Source organism: Rhodoferax ferrireducens T118, from assembly GCF_000013605.1.
Taxonomy (GTDB): domain Bacteria; phylum Pseudomonadota; class Gammaproteobacteria; order Burkholderiales; family Burkholderiaceae_C; genus Rhodoferax; species Rhodoferax ferrireducens.
In genome coordinates this window covers 2,011,963-2,030,526 of record NC_007908.1, presented here as the reverse complement: position 1 = coordinate 2,030,526, position 18,564 = coordinate 2,011,963, and the positions used below count along the sequence as shown (strand labels likewise).

The window sequence follows — 18,564 nt, the reverse complement described above, 5'->3', positions numbered from 1 at the left end:
AATCTGGACATGGGAACTTCACAGTGCGGCAGGAATTTCTGTCAGCCAGTCTAAGCGCATGAGCACAACTATGCAACTGGTTGCATAAAAATCAGAGTTGCCATAAACTTCTGCAACTGGTTGCATAGTTGCCCCGCGCAATGGACTTGTTGCAGCCTTTCGACCACCTTGACCTTTTTGAATGAGGACAACTTCATGAGCACCTACCCCCACCTGCTTAGCCCCCTCGACCTGGGCTTTACCACCCTGCCCAACCGGGTGCTGATGGGCTCCATGCACGTCGGGCTGGAAGAAGCCAAAGACGGCTTTGCCCGCATGGCCGCGTTCTACGCCGAGCGTGCGGCGGGTGGTGTCGGCCTGATCGTGACCGGTGGCATTGCCCCCAACGACCGCGCCCGCCCGATGCCGGGCGGTGCGCGCCTGACGACCGAAGAAGAAGCCGCCAAACACAAAGTGGTCACACAGGCCGTGCATGACGCCGGCGGCAAGATTGCGATGCAAATCCTGCACTTTGGCCGCTACGCCTACCACCCCGATCTGGTGGCGCCCAGTGCATTGCAAGCCCCGATCAACCCATTCCGCCCCAACCCGCTCTCTACCGACGAAGTGGTGCAAACCATTGACGACTTTGTGCGCTGCGCGGCACTGGCGCAATCGGCCGGTTACGACGGTGTCGAAATCATGGGCTCCGAAGGCTATCTGCTCAACGAGTTCGTCGCCGCGCGCACCAACCAGCGCGATGACGAATGGGGCGGCAGTTATGAGAACCGCATTCGCTTTCCGCTCGAGATCGTGCGCCGCACACGCGAGCGCGTCGGCAAGAACTTCATCATCATCTATCGCCTCTCGATGCTCGACCTGGTGGAAGGCGGCTCGACGCTGGACGAGGTGGTGCAACTGGCGCAAGCGATCGAGGCGGCCGGTGCCACCATCATCAACACCGGCGTGGGCTGGCACGAGGCACGCATCCCCACCATTGCGACCAAAGTGCCCCGTGCTGCCTGGGCCTGGGTCACGAAAAAGCTCATGGGCAAGGTCGGCATTCCGCTGGTCGCCACCAACCGCATCAACACGCCCGACGTGGCCGAGCAGTTGCTGGCTGACGGTTTCTGCAACATGGTGTCGATGGCGCGCCCCTTCCTGGCCGACCCGCTGTTTGTGCGCAAAGCCGAACAGGGCAAGGCGGACGAGATCAACACCTGCATCGGCTGCAACCAGGCCTGCCTGGACCACACGTTTGGCGGCAAGATCACCTCCTGCCTGGTGAACCCGCGCGCCTGCCATGAGACGCTGCTCAACATCGTGCCCGCCAAGACGCGCGGCAGCATCGCGGTGGTGGGCGCAGGCCCGGCCGGTTTGGCCTTTGCCATCACCGCCGCGCAACGCGGCTTTGAGGTCACGCTGTTTGACGCAGCATCCGAGATTGGCGGCCAGTTCAACATCGCCAAGCAGGTGCCGGGCAAGGAAGAGTTTGTCGAGACCCTGCGCTTCTTTGGCCGCCAGATTGAACTGACCGGCGTGAAGCTGAAACTCAATGCCCGAGTCAGCGCGCAGGAGCTGCTCAAAGGTGGCTACACCCATATCGTGCTGGCCACAGGTGTCACACCGCGCACACCGGCCATCGAGGGCATCGACCATCCGAAAGTGGTGGGCTACCTGGACGTGCTGCGCGACAAGTGCGCCGTGGGCCACACCGTGGCGCTGATTGGCGCGGGCGGCATCGGCTTTGACGTGGCTGAATTTCTGCTGCACAGCGGCACCAGCCCGAGTCTGGACCCGACCAAGTTTTTCGCCGAGTGGGGCGTGGACACCAACTACAGCACGCGCGGCGGCTTGACAGCACCACACATTGAAAAGAGCCCGCGCAAGGTTTACCTGCTGCAGCGCAAGACCAGCAAGGTGGGCGACGGCCTGGGCAAGACCACCGGCTGGATTCACCGCACGTCACTGAAGAACCGCCAGGTCGAGATGCTGGCGGGCGTGACTTACCGCAAGGTGGACGACGCCGGCCTGCACATCACCGTGGATGAGCGCGAGATGACCATTCCCGCCGACACCGTGGTGATCTGCGCCGGCCAGGACCCGCAGCGCGAATTGCAGGCTGCGCTGGCGGCCGCCGGCTGCAGCGTGCACCTGATCGGCGGCGCCGACAAGGCCGCCGAACTGGACGCCAAACGCGCCATCAAACAGGGCACCGAGCTGGCCGTGGCACTGGAAGGCGCAGGCACCGGGGCCGACACCGCGCCCGCTGCGAAACAGCAACAAGGCGTGCAACCCGCCGTGGCGGCTTCGCTAAAAAAGTGGCACACCATGGTGGCCCAAGGTGATGTGAGCGAGCTCTCCAGCATCCTGCACCCCAAGGCCGTCTTTCGCTCGCCCATGGCGCACACGCCGTACGCCAGTGCGCAGGCGGTGCAACTCATTTTGGGCACCGTGGTCAAGGTGTTTGAAGACTTCAGCTACCACCGCGAGCTGGCCAGCGCGGACGGTCTGAGTGTGGTGCTGGAATTCAGCGCCCGGGTGGGCGACAAGGCGCTCAAGGGCATCGACCTGATTCAATTCGACGCCGAGGGGAAAATCGTTGACTTTGAAGTCATGGTACGCCCCATGAGCGGCCTGCAAGCGCTGGGCGATGAAATGGGCAAGCGTCTGGCGCCTTATCTAAGCGCCTACAAAGCTGCCAAAACCCAATAATCTGCAACCCGCATCGAGGAACAAGACATGAGCTACGAGACACTTTCCGTCACCCTGGAAAACTACATCGCCACCGTGCGCCTGAACCGGCCCGAGAAGGCCAACGCCATGAACGCCACCATGTGGCAGGAGATCCGCAAGGCGTTCCAGTGGGTCGATGAAACGCCCGAGGCGCGCGTGGCCATTCTGGAAGGCGAAGGCAAGCTCTTCACCGCTGGCATCGACCTGCAAATGATGATGGGGCTGGGCCCGCAAATTCAAAACGAATGCGATGGCCGCACCCGAGAAGCCTTGCGCCGCGTCATCCTCGATCTGCAGGACACCTTGACCAGCCTGGAGCGCTGCCGCAAGCCGGTGCTGGCTGCGATTCACGGCGCCTGCGTCGGTGGCGGCATTGACCTGATCACCTGCGCCGACATGCGCTACTGCTCGGCGGACGCCTACTTCACCATCAAGGAAATCGACATCGGCATGACCGCCGACGTGGGTACGCTGCAGCGCCTGCCCAAACTGATTGGCGAAGGCATGGCACGCGAGCTGGCCTACACCGGCCGCAAGTTCAGCGCCGAAGAAGCGCGCGAGATGCGCTTGGTGAATCGGGTGTTTGAATCCCGCGAAGCGCTGCACGCGGGTGTGCTGGAGATTGCCACCAGCATCGCCGCCAAGTCGCCGCTGTCGATTCGCGGCACCAAGGAAATGATCACCTATGCGCGTGACCACTCGGTAGCCGACGGCCTGAACTACATTGCCACCTGGAACGCGGCCATGCTGATGAGCAAAGACCTGCAGGAAGCGATGATGGCCAACCTGGGCAAACGCGCGGCTGAATTCAAGCATTGATCTGGATGACGCTGGTCGTGGTTGAACCAGCTGGTCCGGCGCTACACTGGTCGACGAATTCGCTGGAATACCAACACGAGAGCCGCCCATCCATGGACCACCCTTCCCCCAAATCCGTCTTGATCGTCGACGACAGCCGTGTCTCACGCTTGCTGATCAGGTCCCTGATCCTGGCCCAGTTTCCGCACTGGACCGTCACTGAGGCGGTAAGCGGAGACGAAGCGCTGGCACTGGCCGCGGCGCGGCCCTTTGATTACTGCACCATGGACATCAACATGCCGGGCCTGCAGGGAACCGAGGCCACCGAGCAGTTGCTGAAAATGCAGCCGACCGTGCGCGTCGCCCTGTTCTCGGCGAATATTCAGGAATCGCAACAGATTCGCGCCACGCAGTTGGGTGCGCAGTTCGTGGCCAAGCCGGTGACCCCCAAATCGGTGGCCCTGGCACTGGCCTATTTTCAGGGGTAAGACTGATGACGATCACTGGCGCCCAGCTCGACGCATTGACCGAGATATTCAACATTGGCGCCGGGCGCGCGGCGTCCAGCCTGAGCGACATCGTGGGCGACGAAGTCCTGCTGTCGGTGCCCCGCGTCGAGTTTTACCGTGCCCACGAGGTCAACGCCAAAGTGTTGTCGCTTTCCTCGGCGCGACTCGGCTCGGTCAAACAAAAATTCAGGGGGCCGTTCAACCTGACAGCCTCCCTCTTGTTCACCGAAGAGCGGGCCCTGGAAATTGTGCAGGAGATGCTGGGCTCGCAAGTGCAGAAAGAGGACTTGGTCGAATATGAACAAGAGGCCATGTGCGAGGTCGGCAACATCATTTTGAACGCCTGCCTGTCGGCCATGGCGGACATGCTGGGCATTTCCTTTGAAAGCACGCTGCCCGAGTATTCGAGCGCTGAGCCCGACGTTGTCATTGAACGCCTGGTCGCCGACGCCGACAATCCATTGATGCTGGTTTTGCACATCAATATGCTGATCGAAAAGCGACGCAGCCAGGGAACCCTGATTTTCTGGTTGAGCTCCTCGTCTTTGCAGGAACTGATGCTTCATCTTGAACAGTTCGTCTCCCGTATCTAGCACTGCCCAAAAAATGGAACCTGAAAAACTCGATGGCGGCGCGAGCTGGCCACTGATCCTTGACGCCGTGGAGCTGGGTCTGGTGCTGGTGGACGCCGACGCGCGCGTGTTGCTGTGGAACGCCTGGCTGGCCCGCCACAGCGGGGTGAGCGCCCAGACAGCCCGCGGTCAGCCCTTGGCCGGCGTGTTTGGCGCGGGCCTGTCGGCCTCTTTTCTGACCGCGTTGAGCAACACCCTGCGCTACAGACTGCCGGTGGTGCTGTCCAATGTGCTGCACTTTTGCCCCCTGCCCCTGTACGCGCAGACACCAGCAGACGCAGCGGCCGCCCGGATGCCGCACGCCATCACCATGACACCATTGGTGCTGCCCCCATGGGGTGCCTGTTGTCTGATTCAGATCACCGATTCCAGCCGGGCAATTTCCCGCGAAAAAGTACTTCAAAGGCAATCAGAACGTCTCAACCGCGAGGTGATGACCGACAGTCTCACACGCGCCTTCAGTCGGGGCTTTTTCGACCATTTCTACCAGCAGGAATTCGCGCGGGCGCAAAGAAAAGGAACCAAGCTGTCGCTCATCATGATCGACGTGGATTACTTCAAGGACTACAACGATGCATATGGTCACCCTGCCGGCGACAAGGTGCTCATTGCCGTGGTACAGGCCCTTCAGGCCGTCCTGTTGCGTTCAACCGACAAGCTGGCCCGCTATGGGGGTGAAGAGTTTGCCGTCATACTGCCCGACTGCGGTGAGCACAAAGCGTTGGCAATTGCCGAACTGCTCCGGACCGCGGTTCTGGCGCTCAATCTGCCGCATCGAAAATCCGCCATATCGAACCAGCTCACCGTCAGTCTGGGCACCTCCACCCTGAAAGCTGGCCAAACCAGCAGCGCACAAGCGCTGCTGGATGCGGCTGATCAGGCCCTGTACGCCGCCAAGAACCAGGGGCGCAACTGCGTGCAGAGCCGCAGTCCACAGACCGTCGCAGCGCCTGCCTGACGATCGGTCTGTCCGCCTTTTCGTCAAGCCCGGTTGGCGCTGGCCACAGGCAACGCTGCCAGCTGCGCGCGTTTGCCACCCGTGAGCAAACGCACGGCAAACCAGGCCAGGAACAGAGCACCAACGGAGAACACCACATCGCCCGGCACCCGCATCCAGACCAGGGTTTCCATGAAGTGCGAATGAACGACTGCCGGTGAGCGTGCGAACCACATGCCCTGGGTGATGCTGGCCCAGGCCTGGTAGACGCCGGCCGGCACGAGCGAGATGAACACCATCATGGCCAGGCCAATATTGAGCGACCAGAACATCGGGGCCAGCAGCTTGTCAGACCAGGCCGCGCGATCCGACAGGCCGCGCAGGCAGAACAGCAACAGTCCGATACCCAGCATGCCGTAGACGCCGAACAGCGCGGCGTGGCCGTGGGCAGCCGTCATATTGAGCCCTTGCAGGTAATACAGCGCAATCGGCGTATTGATCGTGAAACCGAGCAAGCCGGCGCCCACCACGTTCCAGAAGCCCACCGCGATGAAACACAGGATCGACCACTTGTAGGCCTGCACCCAGGGCGCCGACTTGGAACGCTGGTAGTTGCGGTAGGCTTCAACGCCAATCATGGCGAGTGGCACCACTTCCAGCGCCGAGAACATGGCACCAATGGCAATCACGAAGGTGGGCGTGCCGGTGAAGTACAGATGATGCAAGGTGCCCAGAATACCGCCGAACAGGAACACGATGGTTTCCAGCACGATGGCGCTGTTGGCGGTGCTGGCGCGGATCAGACCCAGACGCGTGAACAGCAAGGCAATCACGGCGGTGGCAAATACTTCAAAGAAGCCTTCCACCCACAGGTGCACCAGCCACCAGCGCCAGTACTCGATCATCGAGTAGTGCGTGTGCGGGCCCCAGGTCAGGGACGTGGCATAGAAGCCGCCGATGCACAGCGCGGCCAGAAACACCATGGCAATCAGACCGCGGCTCTCCGACGGCGTCTTTAATGCAGGCCATAGCCCGCGGCCCAACAGGGTGACCCAGAACAACAAGCCAACAAACAGCAGCACTTGCCAAACGCGGCCCATGCTGGTGAACTCCAGGCCCTGATTGCCGATCCAGAAACTGAAACTATTGCCCAGGTGCTGCAATGAACCAAGCCAACCGAAGGCGGTGGAGCCAACCACGATGAACAGCAAGGCATAAAACAGCACGTCAACGCCGAGTTTCTGGTACTTTGGCTCATGGCCCGAGATGGCAGGAGCGATGTACAGACCGGTGGCCAGCCAGGCGGTCGCAATCCACAAGACGGCAAACTGGGTATGGATGGTGCGGCTCACCGTATAGGGCAGGATCTGCGCCAGCGGGAAGCCAAAAAAGCTCTGGCCCTCAACGGCGTAGTGGGCGGTAATGGCCCCCATGCCGATTTGCACCAGGATCAGGCCGATCACCACATAGAAGTATTTGCGGGTCGCTTTCATGGACGGGGTTGGCTTCAGATCGAACAGCGGATCGCTTTTGGGCGGGGTCGGGTCGCCCTCTTCCTTGGCTGTAGAGTGGTGAAAAATCATACCGGCGATGGCCGCGATCATGAAAATAATGCTGGCGATCGACCAGATACCGGCGCCCGCCGTTGGTGTGTTGTCAACCAGCGGTTCGTGCGGCCAGTTGCTGGTGTAGCTCAAATCGGTCTCACCGGGCCTGTCGGTGGCGGCCGACCAGGCCGACCAGAAGATAAAGGCCGGCAAGGCTTGCAAGTCAAGCGCATCGGGCAGGGAGCCGGCGTTCATTGCATACTGTTCACGCAGTTTGTCCAGTGACGGGTCGCTGCCAAACAGACCGACATAATGCGCGGCAACCTGGGCCACCGCCTCGGCGCGCTCCGGCGAGAGCGTGATGATGCCGGTGCTGGCGTCATAGGTGTTGCGCCGCATCTCGCTCTTGAGACGCGCGCTGAGTTCGGCTTGTTGCCCAACACTTAGCTGATCAAAAGGCTTGCCAAAATCACGTTGCGACCACACCGCACGCAGTGCCAGCGCTTCGCGATGCAACCAGTCAGCCGACCAATCCGGTGCGACATAACTGCCGTGACCCCAGACCGACCCCAACTGCTGACCGCCAGCGGAAAGCCAGGCTTCCTGACCAAGCTGAACTTGTCCTTCGGAAAACAAGACAGCGCCCTTGGTACTGACGACTTGTTTGGGAATAGGCGGCGCTGTCAGATAGATCTCGGTGCCGACCCAGCCTAAAACGGCAAAAGACAGTACACAGATGACAGCGAGCCAGGTCCAGAGTTTGCGCGTGGCATGCATGGCAGGGATTCCTTTATGGTTGAGTTGAAAATTGGATAAGCGCATGTTTTTCACAAAGCTATAAGATGTATTCTACGTGCATCTTTTCGCAAAAGGTAATTTGAATGCATCTTTATTTTCAATTGATGGTGCGTTCTTTTTTCAGCACAACGAGGCTTTTGAAGCGCAGCGTTGGTTCCACCAGCCTGGCCACTGGCGACTCCTGCATTTTTCAGATGTCGTATTCCCCCCCCTCTCCCCCAGCCCCTCTCCACCCCCGCCGGGGCGGAAAGGGGAGCTAACAGCCACATTTGGCCTTGTCTTTGAAGGTGGGAAATAAACGCGCCATGGCACGTTGGCCACAAACCGGCTGAGCGGCTTCTCGGTGGGTTGCCGCCACTTCGAGGCCAGCGCGCAATCAAGTACCAATTTCCCACCTCAAAAAACGCGGCCAAATGAAGCTCCCCTCTTCCGCCCAGCGGGGCGGGAGAGGGGTTGGGGGAGTGAGTGGGGGGGCAAGAACGTTAAAAAAAGACAACCCAGTCAAGAACCCCGCCCTGGCAGGGCAAGCTGTGTACCAGGCTAAAACGCGGCGGCCGAAATCAGGGCCGCGGCGGCGTCACAGCAAACCCCAACTGGGCGAATGGGTGAGCGCCACGCCGACAATGTAGCCAACGCTCAGCAACGCCCCCAGAAAAAACGGCAAACGTTGCTCCTGCGGTGTGCGCTTGCCCAGGGCGCGCATGCCCAGCAGGATGTACGCCAACAACGCCAGCACCTTGGCCGTGAGCCAGCCATTCACAAATGGGTATTGCCCGATGCGCCAGGCCAGCCACAGCGCAGCCGTCAGCAGCGTGGTGTCGATCACATGTGGCGCCACCTTGAGCAGTCGCCACTGCCGCCAGGGCTGTGCCAACAGCTCCAGCGAGCCACGCAAAACAAACAGGCTGACACTGAGCACGACACAAGTGACGTGCAGATATTTCACAAAAAGATAGTCCATGCGGATGCTCCCAAACCGTTGCGACGCGCCTCAACCATCCTTGCCATCAAGCCGGGTGCTCATCAGCCAGGGGGTGTAAATCCAGAGGTAAATCAAAAAGGCGGCACTCCACAGCATTGCGGTGGCAATCAGAGCCGACGCATAGAGAGCAGGCGCCAACAGCGGCAAAAAAACCCGCAGCAGCGCCGCCGTCATGACCAGCGCGTAAGCCAGCACCTCGGGACCCGACACCACCAACAATCGGCCGGTGTGGCCACGCGCCGTGCGGGTGATCATGCCGATGATGAGGCCACCGGTGGCCCCCACCGCCAGCGCATGCACACCCGCCGACACCGGCACCCAGCCCAGTTGGGCCAAGGCCAGTAATGCCAGGCCGACCGGAATCCAGGCGTAGGCGGCATGCAGAATCCACAGAATAGGCCGCTTCAGCGTGACGCCGAAACGCCAAGCCAACAGGCGCCGCACCTGCAACCCACTGGCCAGGCCCAGCACAATCAGACCTATCGCGCTGGGCGGCGCCAGCACCCAAAGTGCCAAGCCCAGCCCGGTGACGCCCAGTGTGACCCGCTCCAGCCACACCGGGGCGACCAGCTTCAGGCCCGGCGTTACCGCCATCGTGAACGCCGGAATGACGCGCCCGCCCATCACACATTCGATCATGATGATCAAAGCCAAACCCGCATACAAGGGCGTCATCGCCGACACGTTGAGCAGGCCCAGAACGGCCAGGTGGAACACCAGATTGGCGCCGGCCAGCAAGGCCAGAATCAAGCCGATCGGCAAGTTGCGGTAATTGCGTGCCCGCAGCAGCAGCGTGACCAAAATGGCTGCCGCGATCGGCAACAGCGCCATGTCCAGCACGGCATAAGCCACATAGGGTCCCGTCACCGAGGCCACACGTGCGCCCAGCCAAAGCAGCGCCAGGGCCGCCAACGTGGGACCGCGCGGCGTGGCCAAGCCGGTCCAGGCTTTGCCAGCCGTCATCAAAAAACCCACGATGATGGCCACTGCAAAGCCAAACAACATTTCATGGGCATGCCATAGCAGGGGCTGCGACGCCGGCGTGAGCTTCAACCAACCCAGGAAAATGGCCACCCACAACGGCACGATCAGTGCCGCGAGCAGTGCGCCACCCACATAAAAGGGCCGAAAACCCAATCGCAAGAAAGGCAGGCCTTGAGGCCTTTGGGCGGCGGCTCTGGTTTCAGAAAAGAGGGGCAAGGATGTTGGTTTCATGGCGGCAGGATGACAGGCACATCAACTATTTAAAAAGTACATTTTATATGCATCTTAAGACAAACTGCGATAAAATTCACAACAAAGCAAACCCTGAAAGCGCCCATGAGACTAACCGACTACACCGATTACACGCTACGGGTTTTGATGTTCTGCGCCCTCAATCCCGAGCGCTCAGTCACGATTGCCGAACTGGCCGAGAGCCACGCGATCTCCAAAAATCATTTGATGAAAGTCGTCAACGATCTGGCCCGCCAAGGACTGTTGCAGACGACACGCGGGCGCGGTGGCGGCTTGCGCCTGCTTAAACCAGCGGCCGATATTCGCATTGGCGATGTGGTACGCCAGACCGAGACCGATTTTCGCCTGGTCGAGTGCTTTGACCCCGGCCACAACACCTGCACCCTGACCGCCCAGTGCCAGTTAAAGCAGGTGTTCTGGACAGCAAAACAGAATTTTCTGGCCGAGCTGGACAAGGTAACGCTGGCTGATGTGACCTGCACAAGGCCCGCCAGTCAAGGTCCCGGTCATGCCCTGGGCGGTGATGTCAAAAGGGTCCCGGTGAGCGCAATCAAACGTGCGGCGCCCAGGAAAACCACCGCAAATTTACATTAAATCAGGCTGTAACCCCTGTGAAATAAGCATATATTGCTACTATATATGTAGCAAAGCGGGCCTTAATGAAAACTCGAAACAAGCCGCTGTCGGCAACTGACGCCACCGCCTACAACGCCGTGTTATGCACTTGGTGCTTTGCTTGGCACCCCAATGCAAGTTAAAGATCAAGAAAGCGCGAGGTATTGAGCTGTTTCCTCGCGCCACAGTCATCGTTAACGTGTACCGACAACTTCTACTTCGACCCGGCGATCAGGCTGCAAACAGGCAATCAGCGCTTTGCTGACTTTTTTGCCCTGGCATTCACCCGGCTTCGTCACCGGCTCAGCGCCGTCGACGCCTTTGGTCACAATCTTGTCGCCTGCAATCCCGATTGACGTCATCAGGTAGCCCTTGACGGCCTCCGCGCGGCGCTCCGAGAGCTTCTGGTTGTAGGCATGCGAGCCGATCCGGTCGGTATGCCCGGTGACCTTGATGACATCAAATTGAGTGTTCTTGAGCTCCGCCGCAAGCTTGTCCAGGTCCTGCTGGCCCGTCGGCTTGAGGCTTGCCTTGTCGAAGTCAAACAGAGAGTCCGCAGAGAAGGACACCTTCTTTGGAGCTGGTGGCGGCACCACCACTGGCACTGGCGCTGGCGGCGCCACCTCCACCGGCGGCGGCGCTTGGGCAACCACCACCGGTGGCGCAACGTAGGCCACGGGCACGGGAGTTGGTGTCTTTGCACCAAAGCGATAGATCAGGCCGAGCGAGACCAGATCAATGTCACCCTTATTGCCCACTGCATCATTGATGCGGTAGCGTTCAATCTCCGCTCGCATGGCCAGTGCGTCGGTGAAAGCATACTGCAGCCCGACGCCCACTTTGAGGTTGGTTTCACGCTTGCTGGGGCTGGGATTGAGCACATTGACCGCTCCGGTTCCGGCGAAGGAATCGGCGGCATCAGCGTAGTTCACACCAATGCGGCCCAAAACAGAAAACTTTTCTGAAATAGGCAAGGTACCGACGAGGTCAAGATTGAGGCCTTTGAGTTTGATGTTGCCACTCAAGGTTCCAGTTGGCACCGTATTGGCATTGAAGCCAAAATTGCCCAGATCGAAATAGCCGCCTTCAACAGCGAAATTCCGATTGAACTGGTAGCCGCCAAAAATCTTGTAACCACTGGAACGGTTGTCATCGGTAATCGAGGTCGTGGTCAAGCCAGAGCCCAACAGGCCACTGGTGATGCGCGCGTCATCAATGGTCGCGCTGGACCGGCCCACATTGGCCCCGGCGTACCAGCCTAAGTCATCCGCCAGTGCGAACGGGCCGGCGAGGATGGCCAGTGCAATCAAGCTCAGCTTGCCTGAGGCGCTTGCCAATTTGGTTCTAGCTAATTTCATATTTTTCTCCAGAAGGGAATTAAAACTTTTTCACTCTGCTTTGGTTGGACAACAACGGTCGACCGAAATGATTCTGTCGCCCGTTGTCTGTGCTGCAAAAAAATTAGGGCTTGGTCACGCGAGCGGCATTCAACGTGACCTGAGTCTGTGCCAGCATCCTGCCGGTCACCACTGCGCCAGTATTCAAGGAAATCAGCGTTTGACTCATAAGATTTCCCTTGAAGTCAGCGGTTGTTCCCAGGGTCGTCTGTCCAGACACCTGCCAGAAGATGTTCTTGGCTTGTGCACCACCGCTCAGAGTAACAATGGCACCGTTGCCCACGGTCAGGTCTTGAGCAATCTGGAATATCCAGACGTCATTCGGACCGCCCGACAGAGTAACGCCGGCACTTGTCACCTGAACGCCGGTACCCCATTTGTAGAGTCCGGGAGCGAGTGTCAGCCCACTGATGTTTCCTGCGCCCAAATCGATGGCATCAGGCGTTGCTCTTCCGGCGGCGTCGGTGAACGCGGTTTCCATGTCACTGATGGCTGTGGTCAAGGTGGTAGGCGTGGGCACAGCATAGTTGGCCGCATATACCTTTCCAGTCACATACAACGATGTTGAAAAAACATTCGTGGGGTCCGCGATCAAAGAAAATCCCGTGATGGCGGTGGAGTCGATTGGACTCACTCCAATGTCGCCAACAATCGCGGTGGTTCCCGTCGTTGAGATTCCCGATTTTGCCAAGACCACGAAGTTTCCGGCCGTTCCAAGATTGACCGCGGCAGGGCCTTTCGGAGCCTGCACAGTCAAGGTGGCGGAACCGGAACTGCTGCCGGACGTTGCAGTGATCAGCGCCGAACCAGCCGACACGCCGGTGGCGACGCCGGTGCTCGACAGGACTGTCGCCACCAGAGGACTGGCTGAAGTCCAAACCGCGGTCTTGCTGATATCGACGATGCTGCCATCAGAGTAAGTTCCCTTTGCAACAAAAGGCTGTGTCAGGCCAACGGGTACGGTGGCCAATGCCGGTGTCACGGCGATCGAAGCCAACGTTGCAGCAGTCACGGTCAAGTTGGTTGAGCTGTTTTTGCCACCAAAAGTGGCAGTGATGACCGATGCGCCGCTAGCGATGCCGGTAACGACGCCGGTGGTCTGCACGACCGTGGCCACACTGGGGGTGCCGGACGCCCAGTTGGTGTAGGCAGTGACGTCTCGGGTTGACCCATCGCTATAGGTCGCCGTCGAAATCAATGGCTGGATACTGCCAATAGGTATTGAGGCCGCAGCAGGCGCCACTGCCATCGACATCAATGTTGCGGAGGTCACGGTCAAGACGGCTGAGCCGGACTTGCCACCAAAATCAGCCGATATGACCGATGTGCCACTTGCGACGCCGGCGGCAACGCCATTGGCCTGCACGACAGTGGCCACACTGGGGGTGCCTGACGCCCAGTTGGAGGTTGCGGTCACATCACGGGTTGACCCATCGACGTAGGTCGCAGTCGCCATCAATGGCTGGATACCACCTGTCGGCATTGAGGCCGTTGCAGGCGTCACTGAGACGGAAACCACGCCCAAGCCCAAGGCCGGACTGCCGAGAATCGGATCTCGTCCGCCGCCACAGGCCGCAACCAAAACGCTCAGAAATAATGCCATGAACCACGGCAAGACTCTGGCATAGCTGTCATATTTTTTCATTTACTTTCCTATGTATTTATCCAGAAACCCATTGATGTAATTGCCCGACTTCCATCCGGCGCTCACGCTGCTGTTTTGCACAGTCGCTTAGGCGCCGTGCATCGCGTGGGCAGTATTGCCCCGCGCTGCTGGAACGTCTGTGCGATGACGCACACAGGCAGACGCAACAGACCAAATAGAAATATGGCTTGTGTGTTCGCCAACGCACAGAACCGCGCGGGCTAAAGGCCTAAGCTGAAAGTCTGCTGAGCGCGACAGCCAGGTCGTGCCGGTCTGGTTGCAGATGTCTTCTTCAAGTCGACCGCAATATTTCTAAAACTTTCAAAGGATTTCTCATGAAACGCTTGATGCTCATTTCAGCCCTGCTTGCCACACTGGGTTTGGCCGCCTGTGACCGACCCACCGTGGTCACTGTCCCCGCAACGCCCGTGGCCGTGCCCGGCCCCGCAGGTCCGCAGGGCCAAACCGGTAGCACCGGCAACACTGGCGCAACCGGCGACACTGGTGCAACTGGCAAGGCCGGTAGCGGCGCCACGATCATCGTGACGCCACCGGCTTCAGCACCTGCCAACTGAATCCACCAACTCACCACTTCAAGGAGAAGCTCATGAGCTTGGGAACCATACTGCTGATTGTTCTGATCTTGATGCTGATAGGCGCCATTCCGAGTTGGCCTCACAGCCGAAACTGGGGCTACGGACCCAGTGGTGGACTGGGACTGGTGGTGATCATCATCATCGTGTTGCTGTTAATGGGCCGCATATAACTGTCGTTCCTGGCGCGGCACCATGCCGCGTCCATCAGCGCGTCGGGGCATCAGGTCGGGTTGGCGACAAGCCGGCCGCCTGGGCTGGTTCCTGTGGCTGACGCGGCTGTCTGAGCAATTCTGTCAGTGCCGCGATCCAGGACTGCGTTGGTAGCTGGGCCACGGCCTTGGACAACAGTTGTGGCAACAGTCCGGCCAAGAGGGACGACGTGAAGACAAGACGCCACGGACGCGCCCGGACCAGCACACCACCCAAAAGCAAAGCCCCCACGATCAACCCCAGCGGATGACGCTGTGCCATGGGTTGCACCACAGTTTTCGTGGCTTCGCTGATCAGCAAACTGCTGATACGCCACGGGTGTTGCGCCCACCAACTGTGCACGGCCTCGATCACGATAGCGGCAGCGGGAATTGATTTCAGGCTGTCGAGCCAGGCCAGCCCAACAGCGCTGGCGTGCGCACTGGAGGCGCCGCCGCCCGCCGGGGCTGAAATGTCGCGCAAGGCAAGGCGCAATCGCTCACGCGACAGGGTCAGCCGTTCGGATGGAGTCAGCAATGCAGCACTCATGACGTGCTCACTTCGCGCAACATGGCCAGATCGGCCTTCATGTGCTGTTGAATGTTGTCAAAACCGCTGGCATCGACCCGCGACCGGATCGCCAGCAAACACCCTGCAGCCACGGCCATCGGCAACAACGGCACCACAACCAAGGCCCACGGCGCTTGCATGGTGGCCACGGGAATAACGGCCCAAATCATCAGTGCCACGCCCGCCAACACCGCAGCCGCTGCCAGGCAAGCCAACGCCACCGCGTAGAGCAGCGCACGTCGCCTCCAGGCGGCCGAGACTTGACCAAGCTCCGTGGCTAACAGCTCGGCGTAGGCCTCGGCATGGTCTGCCAGCAATTGCGGTCGGGTCGCGATCAGGAAAAACAGGGGGTGAATCATGACGGTCAAGCTCCGGAATCGAGAAATGGATGCATGACCGGAACCGTCACGGACAGCGCGGAGTCTGCATTGACGGCGATGCTGCAGTGGCTGCTGCCGCGCCGCGCACGCCTGATGAAAAGCAGTTAGCGTCGATCCCGCGAACTTGCCATCATACTGATCAGCGCCATCAGCGCAGCACCGGTTGCAGCGGCGATCAGTACCGACTTGATGGGTTCGTCCTTGATGTAGTTCAGCGTATTGTCCGAGGCGCGCAGCGCCTTGTCACGCAACTGTTGTGACGTGTCGCGCACACTGTCCGCACCACGATGCGCCAACGCGCTGGCTTGCTGACGCAAGTCCTGCACACTTCCGGCCAAGCTATCAAGCGCCTCATGGGTCATACGCTGGGTTGACTTGATGGCCTGGGTAGCGGACTCGGCAGCCTGGTCAGTCAGGCTGGATGGTTCTGGGGCGTTTTTATTAAACATGAAGGTTCCTTAAGAAAAGTCTGGAGTTAAATGGAAACTGTGGTGATGAGGCGTCGATCCAGACGGCTCGCCTGGCCCGCTTTCGCAACCCGGCGTCAGCGCTTTTTGATCAGACCAAACAGGAAACTGGCCACAGCCAGGATCGCAAACACAATGAATAAGATTTTGCCGATGCTGACGGCGCTGGCGGCAATGCCACCAAAGCCGAATAGAGCAGCAATCAAGGCAATGACAAAAAATACAACAGCGTAATGAAGCATATCCAGACTCCTGGTTTGAAAAGCGGCCAACCGCTTAGGGTAATTGGAACGAAAGGCCCGCAAACTGTGTCGCGGCATGCTTCAAGTGTGATCTTGATTGCAGGTGACGGCGATAGGCAAGCCCGCCGCAGCCTTGTCGGGTGGAGGCGCCAATTTGCGTAGGACGTCACTGACAACGCCTTGCTGCAGGTGCAGATCAGCTTGGCCTTGCGTTGTTTCTACGGTCGTGTCGCCCGTGCACTGGCGTCAGGTTCACTTGAATCAACGTGCCCTGCCCCGGCGCCGATACCAAGGCCAGGGTTCCGCCTTCGGCCTCAACCCGAAAACGCATACCCACCAAGCCATAGGCAGAACGCGGCTGCACGCTGGTATCAAAGCCAATCCCATCGTCACGAACCGAGACTTCCACCTGGCCATTGTCTGTGGCCAAGCGCACCCAAACATTCTGCGCTCGGGCATACTTTGTGATATTGGTAATGGCCTCTTGCACCAGACGATAAACCATCAGCTCGGCACTGACTTCAAGCTCTACCGGCTCCAGTTCGCAATGAACTGCGACACCTGAGATTTCAGCAAACTCACGCGTCAGAATTTCGAGCGTCGCCACCAAGCCCAGATTGCTCAGGGCGGACGGGCGCAAGTCTTCAATGATGCTGCGCCCGAGTGCAATGCCGCTGTTGAGTGTGCTAACCAGATGTGCCAACAGTTCCAGCGCCTCGGGTGCCCGGTCTGCCAGGCGCGATTTGATGCGGGCCGCATCAAGCTTGGCCGATGTCAGCAATGCACCCAAATCATCGTGCAAATTACGCGCCAGGCGATGACGCTCGTCTTCTCGCGCAGTCTGCAGATGGTGGGTCAACTCGGTCAGTTGCACCGTGCGAAGCGCGACCTCGGTTTCGAGTCGATCACGTCCGACCTGAACGGTGCGTTGCAACTCCTGTCGCAGCTTGTCAATCACTGAACGCTGGCGCCAATACATGAAGATCGCCAACAGACTGATAATCATCGACACCACGGCGGCGACACCAGCCAGCAGCAGGACAGAGTTGCCGTGTTTGGCAACGTTCAGTACATCCATCTTCAGCCCCTGCCCCAAAATGTGGGATCATGCAACAAAAAATGCTGCCAAACACCATGATTCGAATTGCCATTGTTGACGACCATGCGATGGTCCGCGCCGGATTGCGCCAATTTTTTTCCGACCAGATCGACTTCGCCGTGGTCGCCGAAGCAGCCAATGGCCGAGGGGCGCTTGACATCGTGCGCAAAGGCGAGGTCGACGTGATCCTGCTCGACATCTCCATGCCGGACCAAAGCGGTGTTGATGCACTGATCGCCATCCGGGCCCGTGCACCCGATTTGCCGGTACTGATTTTGAGTGGCTTTGCGGAAGAACATTACGCCACCACCTTGCTGCGCCAAGGTGCCAGTGGCTACCTGAACAAAGACTGCGACCCGGAAGAAATTGTCAAAGCGATCCGCACGGTGCATCGCGGGCGCAAGTACATCACGGCAGGTGTTGCCGAGCTTCTGGCGGACGGTTTGAGCGGGGGAACCGATAAGCCGCTTCATGAGAATCTGTCGGAGCGTGAGTTACAGGTTTTTTTGCGTCTGGCCAAGGGAGAGGCCATCGGCCACATGGCGGTCAGTATGTCGCTGAGCGTCAAGACGGTCAGCACCTACCGAACCCGGGTGATGGAAAAAATGAAACTCGAAACAAACAGCGACCTGACCTATTACGCGTTGAAAAGCGGCTTGATCCAATAGCCGCATAGTCAGGCCGACGTTCCGGGACCCGGTTGGCTGCTGCCGTCACCTGGATCCACTGGCAGCTGAGCGCAGTACTCGATAAGCGCATCGATCTCGTTGGACTTGTCAAAAACCCGGTCGGCACCGAGTTCAAGGCATTTGCGCCGAATATCCGCCGTGGCATAGTTGCTCAGTACCACCAATCTCTGCCGCGGCGTTAACCCACTCGCTGCCCTGAGCACACCCAGGCCGGAACCGGCCTTCAGAAAAATATCAACAATCACCAGGTCGGCCTGATTGCCTGGCTGCGACATCCACTGCACCGCCGTGAATTCATCGACGGCAGTGCCCACCACCTTGACAGGTGCCAGCTCTTCCAGAGTGACGATCAGGCTCTCGCGGATGACCGGGTTGTCTTCGACGATGTAAGTCTTTAGCTGTTGCATGGCCTGTAGCGTTACTTCCGTGAAGTCGAAAAAAATTCATTCGACTATGCCTGCGTCAACCCAAAAGGACCATCGGGCGCCAGCCCACCTCGTTGTCAGAAAATTCCTACAACG

20 protein-coding genes and 1 pseudogene are annotated in these 18,564 nt (G+C 59.4%); 10 read left to right on the top strand and 11 right to left on the bottom strand.

The genetic code is table 11. The features are described from left to right. Positions 1 to 195 precede the first annotated feature (195 nt). The 6 genes and pseudogenes from RFER_RS09555 to RFER_RS09535 form a co-directional block, all read left to right on the top strand. Positions 196 to 2,214: pseudogene (locus RFER_RS09555) on the top strand (FAD-dependent oxidoreductase); the annotation flags it as partial. After that, entirely contained in the window at positions 2,206 to 2,694 is a 489-nt protein-coding gene (locus tag RFER_RS25035; RefSeq protein ID WP_341799120.1) for a nuclear transport factor 2 family protein, read from the top strand. The pseudogene RFER_RS09555 and the gene RFER_RS25035, both read left to right, overlap by 9 nt. Positions 2,695 to 2,721: 27 nt before the next feature. After that, complete coding sequence (locus RFER_RS09550) at positions 2,722 to 3,534, top strand: crotonase/enoyl-CoA hydratase family protein (protein WP_011464184.1); 813 nt, start codon at positions 2,722 to 2,724, stop codon at positions 3,532 to 3,534. 92 nt (positions 3,535 to 3,626) lie between these two features. Next, complete coding sequence (locus tag RFER_RS09545) at positions 3,627 to 4,001, top strand: response regulator transcription factor (protein ID WP_041791854.1); 375 nt, start codon at positions 3,627 to 3,629, stop codon at positions 3,999 to 4,001. A 5-nt stretch (positions 4,002 to 4,006) separates the two neighbouring features. Next, the gene (locus RFER_RS09540) at positions 4,007 to 4,615 is read left to right on the top strand and encodes a chemotaxis protein CheC (RefSeq protein WP_011464182.1); all 609 of its coding nucleotides are present in this window, start codon (positions 4,007 to 4,009) and stop codon (positions 4,613 to 4,615) included. Between the two features lie 13 nt (positions 4,616 to 4,628). Further along, positions 4,629 to 5,612, top strand: a complete 984-nt coding sequence (locus tag RFER_RS09535) for a diguanylate cyclase (protein ID WP_011464181.1) — start codon at positions 4,629 to 4,631, stop codon at positions 5,610 to 5,612. 23 nt (positions 5,613 to 5,635) lie between these two features. On the opposite strand, the gene RFER_RS09530 is transcribed toward RFER_RS09535, so the two are convergent. From RFER_RS09530 to RFER_RS09520, 3 genes are all read right to left on the bottom strand, one after another. Further along, positions 5,636 to 7,915, bottom strand: coding sequence for a nitric-oxide reductase large subunit (locus RFER_RS09530; protein ID WP_041790490.1), 2,280 nt, complete (start codon positions 7,913 to 7,915; stop codon positions 5,636 to 5,638). A gap of 598 nt (positions 7,916 to 8,513) precedes the next feature. Further along, the gene (locus tag RFER_RS09525; protein ID WP_011464179.1) at positions 8,514 to 8,897 is read right to left on the bottom strand and encodes a SirB2 family protein; all 384 of its coding nucleotides are present in this window, start codon (positions 8,895 to 8,897) and stop codon (positions 8,514 to 8,516) included. Between the two features lie 30 nt (positions 8,898 to 8,927). Then, positions 8,928 to 10,133 (bottom strand): NnrS family protein, encoded by a 1,206-nt coding sequence (locus RFER_RS09520; RefSeq protein WP_011464178.1) that lies wholly within the window; start codon positions 10,131 to 10,133, stop codon positions 8,928 to 8,930. Positions 10,134 to 10,238: 105 nt separating this feature from the next. Between RFER_RS09520 and RFER_RS09515 the strand changes: the two genes are divergently transcribed. After that, positions 10,239 to 10,748: an Rrf2 family transcriptional regulator gene (locus RFER_RS09515; protein WP_011464177.1), complete on the top strand. Its 510-nt coding sequence runs from the start codon at positions 10,239 to 10,241 to the stop codon at positions 10,746 to 10,748. Positions 10,749 to 10,963: 215 nt separating this feature from the next. On the opposite strand, the gene RFER_RS09510 is transcribed toward RFER_RS09515, so the two are convergent. Both RFER_RS09510 and RFER_RS09505 read right to left on the bottom strand, forming a co-directional pair. Then, positions 10,964 to 12,127: an outer membrane beta-barrel protein gene (locus RFER_RS09510; protein WP_011464176.1), complete on the bottom strand. Its 1,164-nt coding sequence runs from the start codon at positions 12,125 to 12,127 to the stop codon at positions 10,964 to 10,966. Positions 12,128 to 12,230: 103 nt separating this feature from the next. Next, positions 12,231 to 13,532: an ice-binding family protein gene (locus RFER_RS09505; RefSeq protein WP_244095844.1), complete on the bottom strand. Its 1,302-nt coding sequence runs from the start codon at positions 13,530 to 13,532 to the stop codon at positions 12,231 to 12,233. 614 nt (positions 13,533 to 14,146) lie between these two features. Between RFER_RS09505 and RFER_RS09500 the strand changes: the two genes are divergently transcribed. Both RFER_RS09500 and RFER_RS23455 read left to right on the top strand, forming a co-directional pair. Further along, positions 14,147 to 14,386, top strand: coding sequence for a hypothetical protein (locus tag RFER_RS09500; protein WP_011464174.1), 240 nt, complete (start codon positions 14,147 to 14,149; stop codon positions 14,384 to 14,386). Between the two features lie 32 nt (positions 14,387 to 14,418). Continuing rightward, positions 14,419 to 14,577, top strand: a complete 159-nt coding sequence (locus tag RFER_RS23455; RefSeq protein ID WP_011464173.1) for a DUF3309 family protein — start codon at positions 14,419 to 14,421, stop codon at positions 14,575 to 14,577. A 34-nt stretch (positions 14,578 to 14,611) separates the two neighbouring features. On the opposite strand, the gene RFER_RS09490 is transcribed toward RFER_RS23455, so the two are convergent. The 5 genes from RFER_RS09490 to RFER_RS09470 form a co-directional block, all read right to left on the bottom strand. Beyond that, positions 14,612 to 15,145 carry a hypothetical protein gene (locus RFER_RS09490; protein WP_011464172.1) on the bottom strand — a complete coding sequence of 178 codons (534 nt, stop codon included), beginning with the start codon at positions 15,143 to 15,145 and terminating at the stop codon, positions 14,612 to 14,614. Beyond that, positions 15,142 to 15,525: a hypothetical protein gene (locus tag RFER_RS22975; RefSeq protein WP_011464171.1), complete on the bottom strand. Its 384-nt coding sequence runs from the start codon at positions 15,523 to 15,525 to the stop codon at positions 15,142 to 15,144. The genes RFER_RS09490 and RFER_RS22975 overlap by 4 nt, the downstream gene beginning before the upstream one ends. 125 nt (positions 15,526 to 15,650) lie before the next feature. Further along, a complete protein-coding gene (locus RFER_RS09480) occupies positions 15,651 to 15,995 on the bottom strand; it encodes a DUF883 family protein (RefSeq protein ID WP_011464170.1) in 345 nt (114 codons plus the stop codon). A gap of 95 nt (positions 15,996 to 16,090) precedes the next feature. Further along, positions 16,091 to 16,255, bottom strand: a complete 165-nt coding sequence (locus RFER_RS23450) for a DUF1328 domain-containing protein (protein ID WP_011464169.1) — start codon at positions 16,253 to 16,255, stop codon at positions 16,091 to 16,093. Positions 16,256 to 16,451: 196 nt separating this feature from the next. Next, positions 16,452 to 17,333: a sensor histidine kinase gene (locus RFER_RS09470; protein WP_011464168.1), complete on the bottom strand. Its 882-nt coding sequence runs from the start codon at positions 17,331 to 17,333 to the stop codon at positions 16,452 to 16,454. A 56-nt stretch (positions 17,334 to 17,389) separates the two neighbouring features. Between RFER_RS09470 and RFER_RS09465 the strand changes: the two genes are divergently transcribed. Then, positions 17,390 to 18,022, top strand: coding sequence for a response regulator (locus tag RFER_RS09465; RefSeq protein WP_041791843.1), 633 nt, complete (start codon positions 17,390 to 17,392; stop codon positions 18,020 to 18,022). An 8-nt stretch (positions 18,023 to 18,030) separates the two neighbouring features. On the opposite strand, the gene RFER_RS09460 is transcribed toward RFER_RS09465, so the two are convergent. After that, a complete protein-coding gene (locus RFER_RS09460; RefSeq protein WP_011464166.1) occupies positions 18,031 to 18,450 on the bottom strand; it encodes a response regulator transcription factor in 420 nt (139 codons plus the stop codon). Positions 18,451 to 18,564 lie beyond the last annotated feature (114 nt).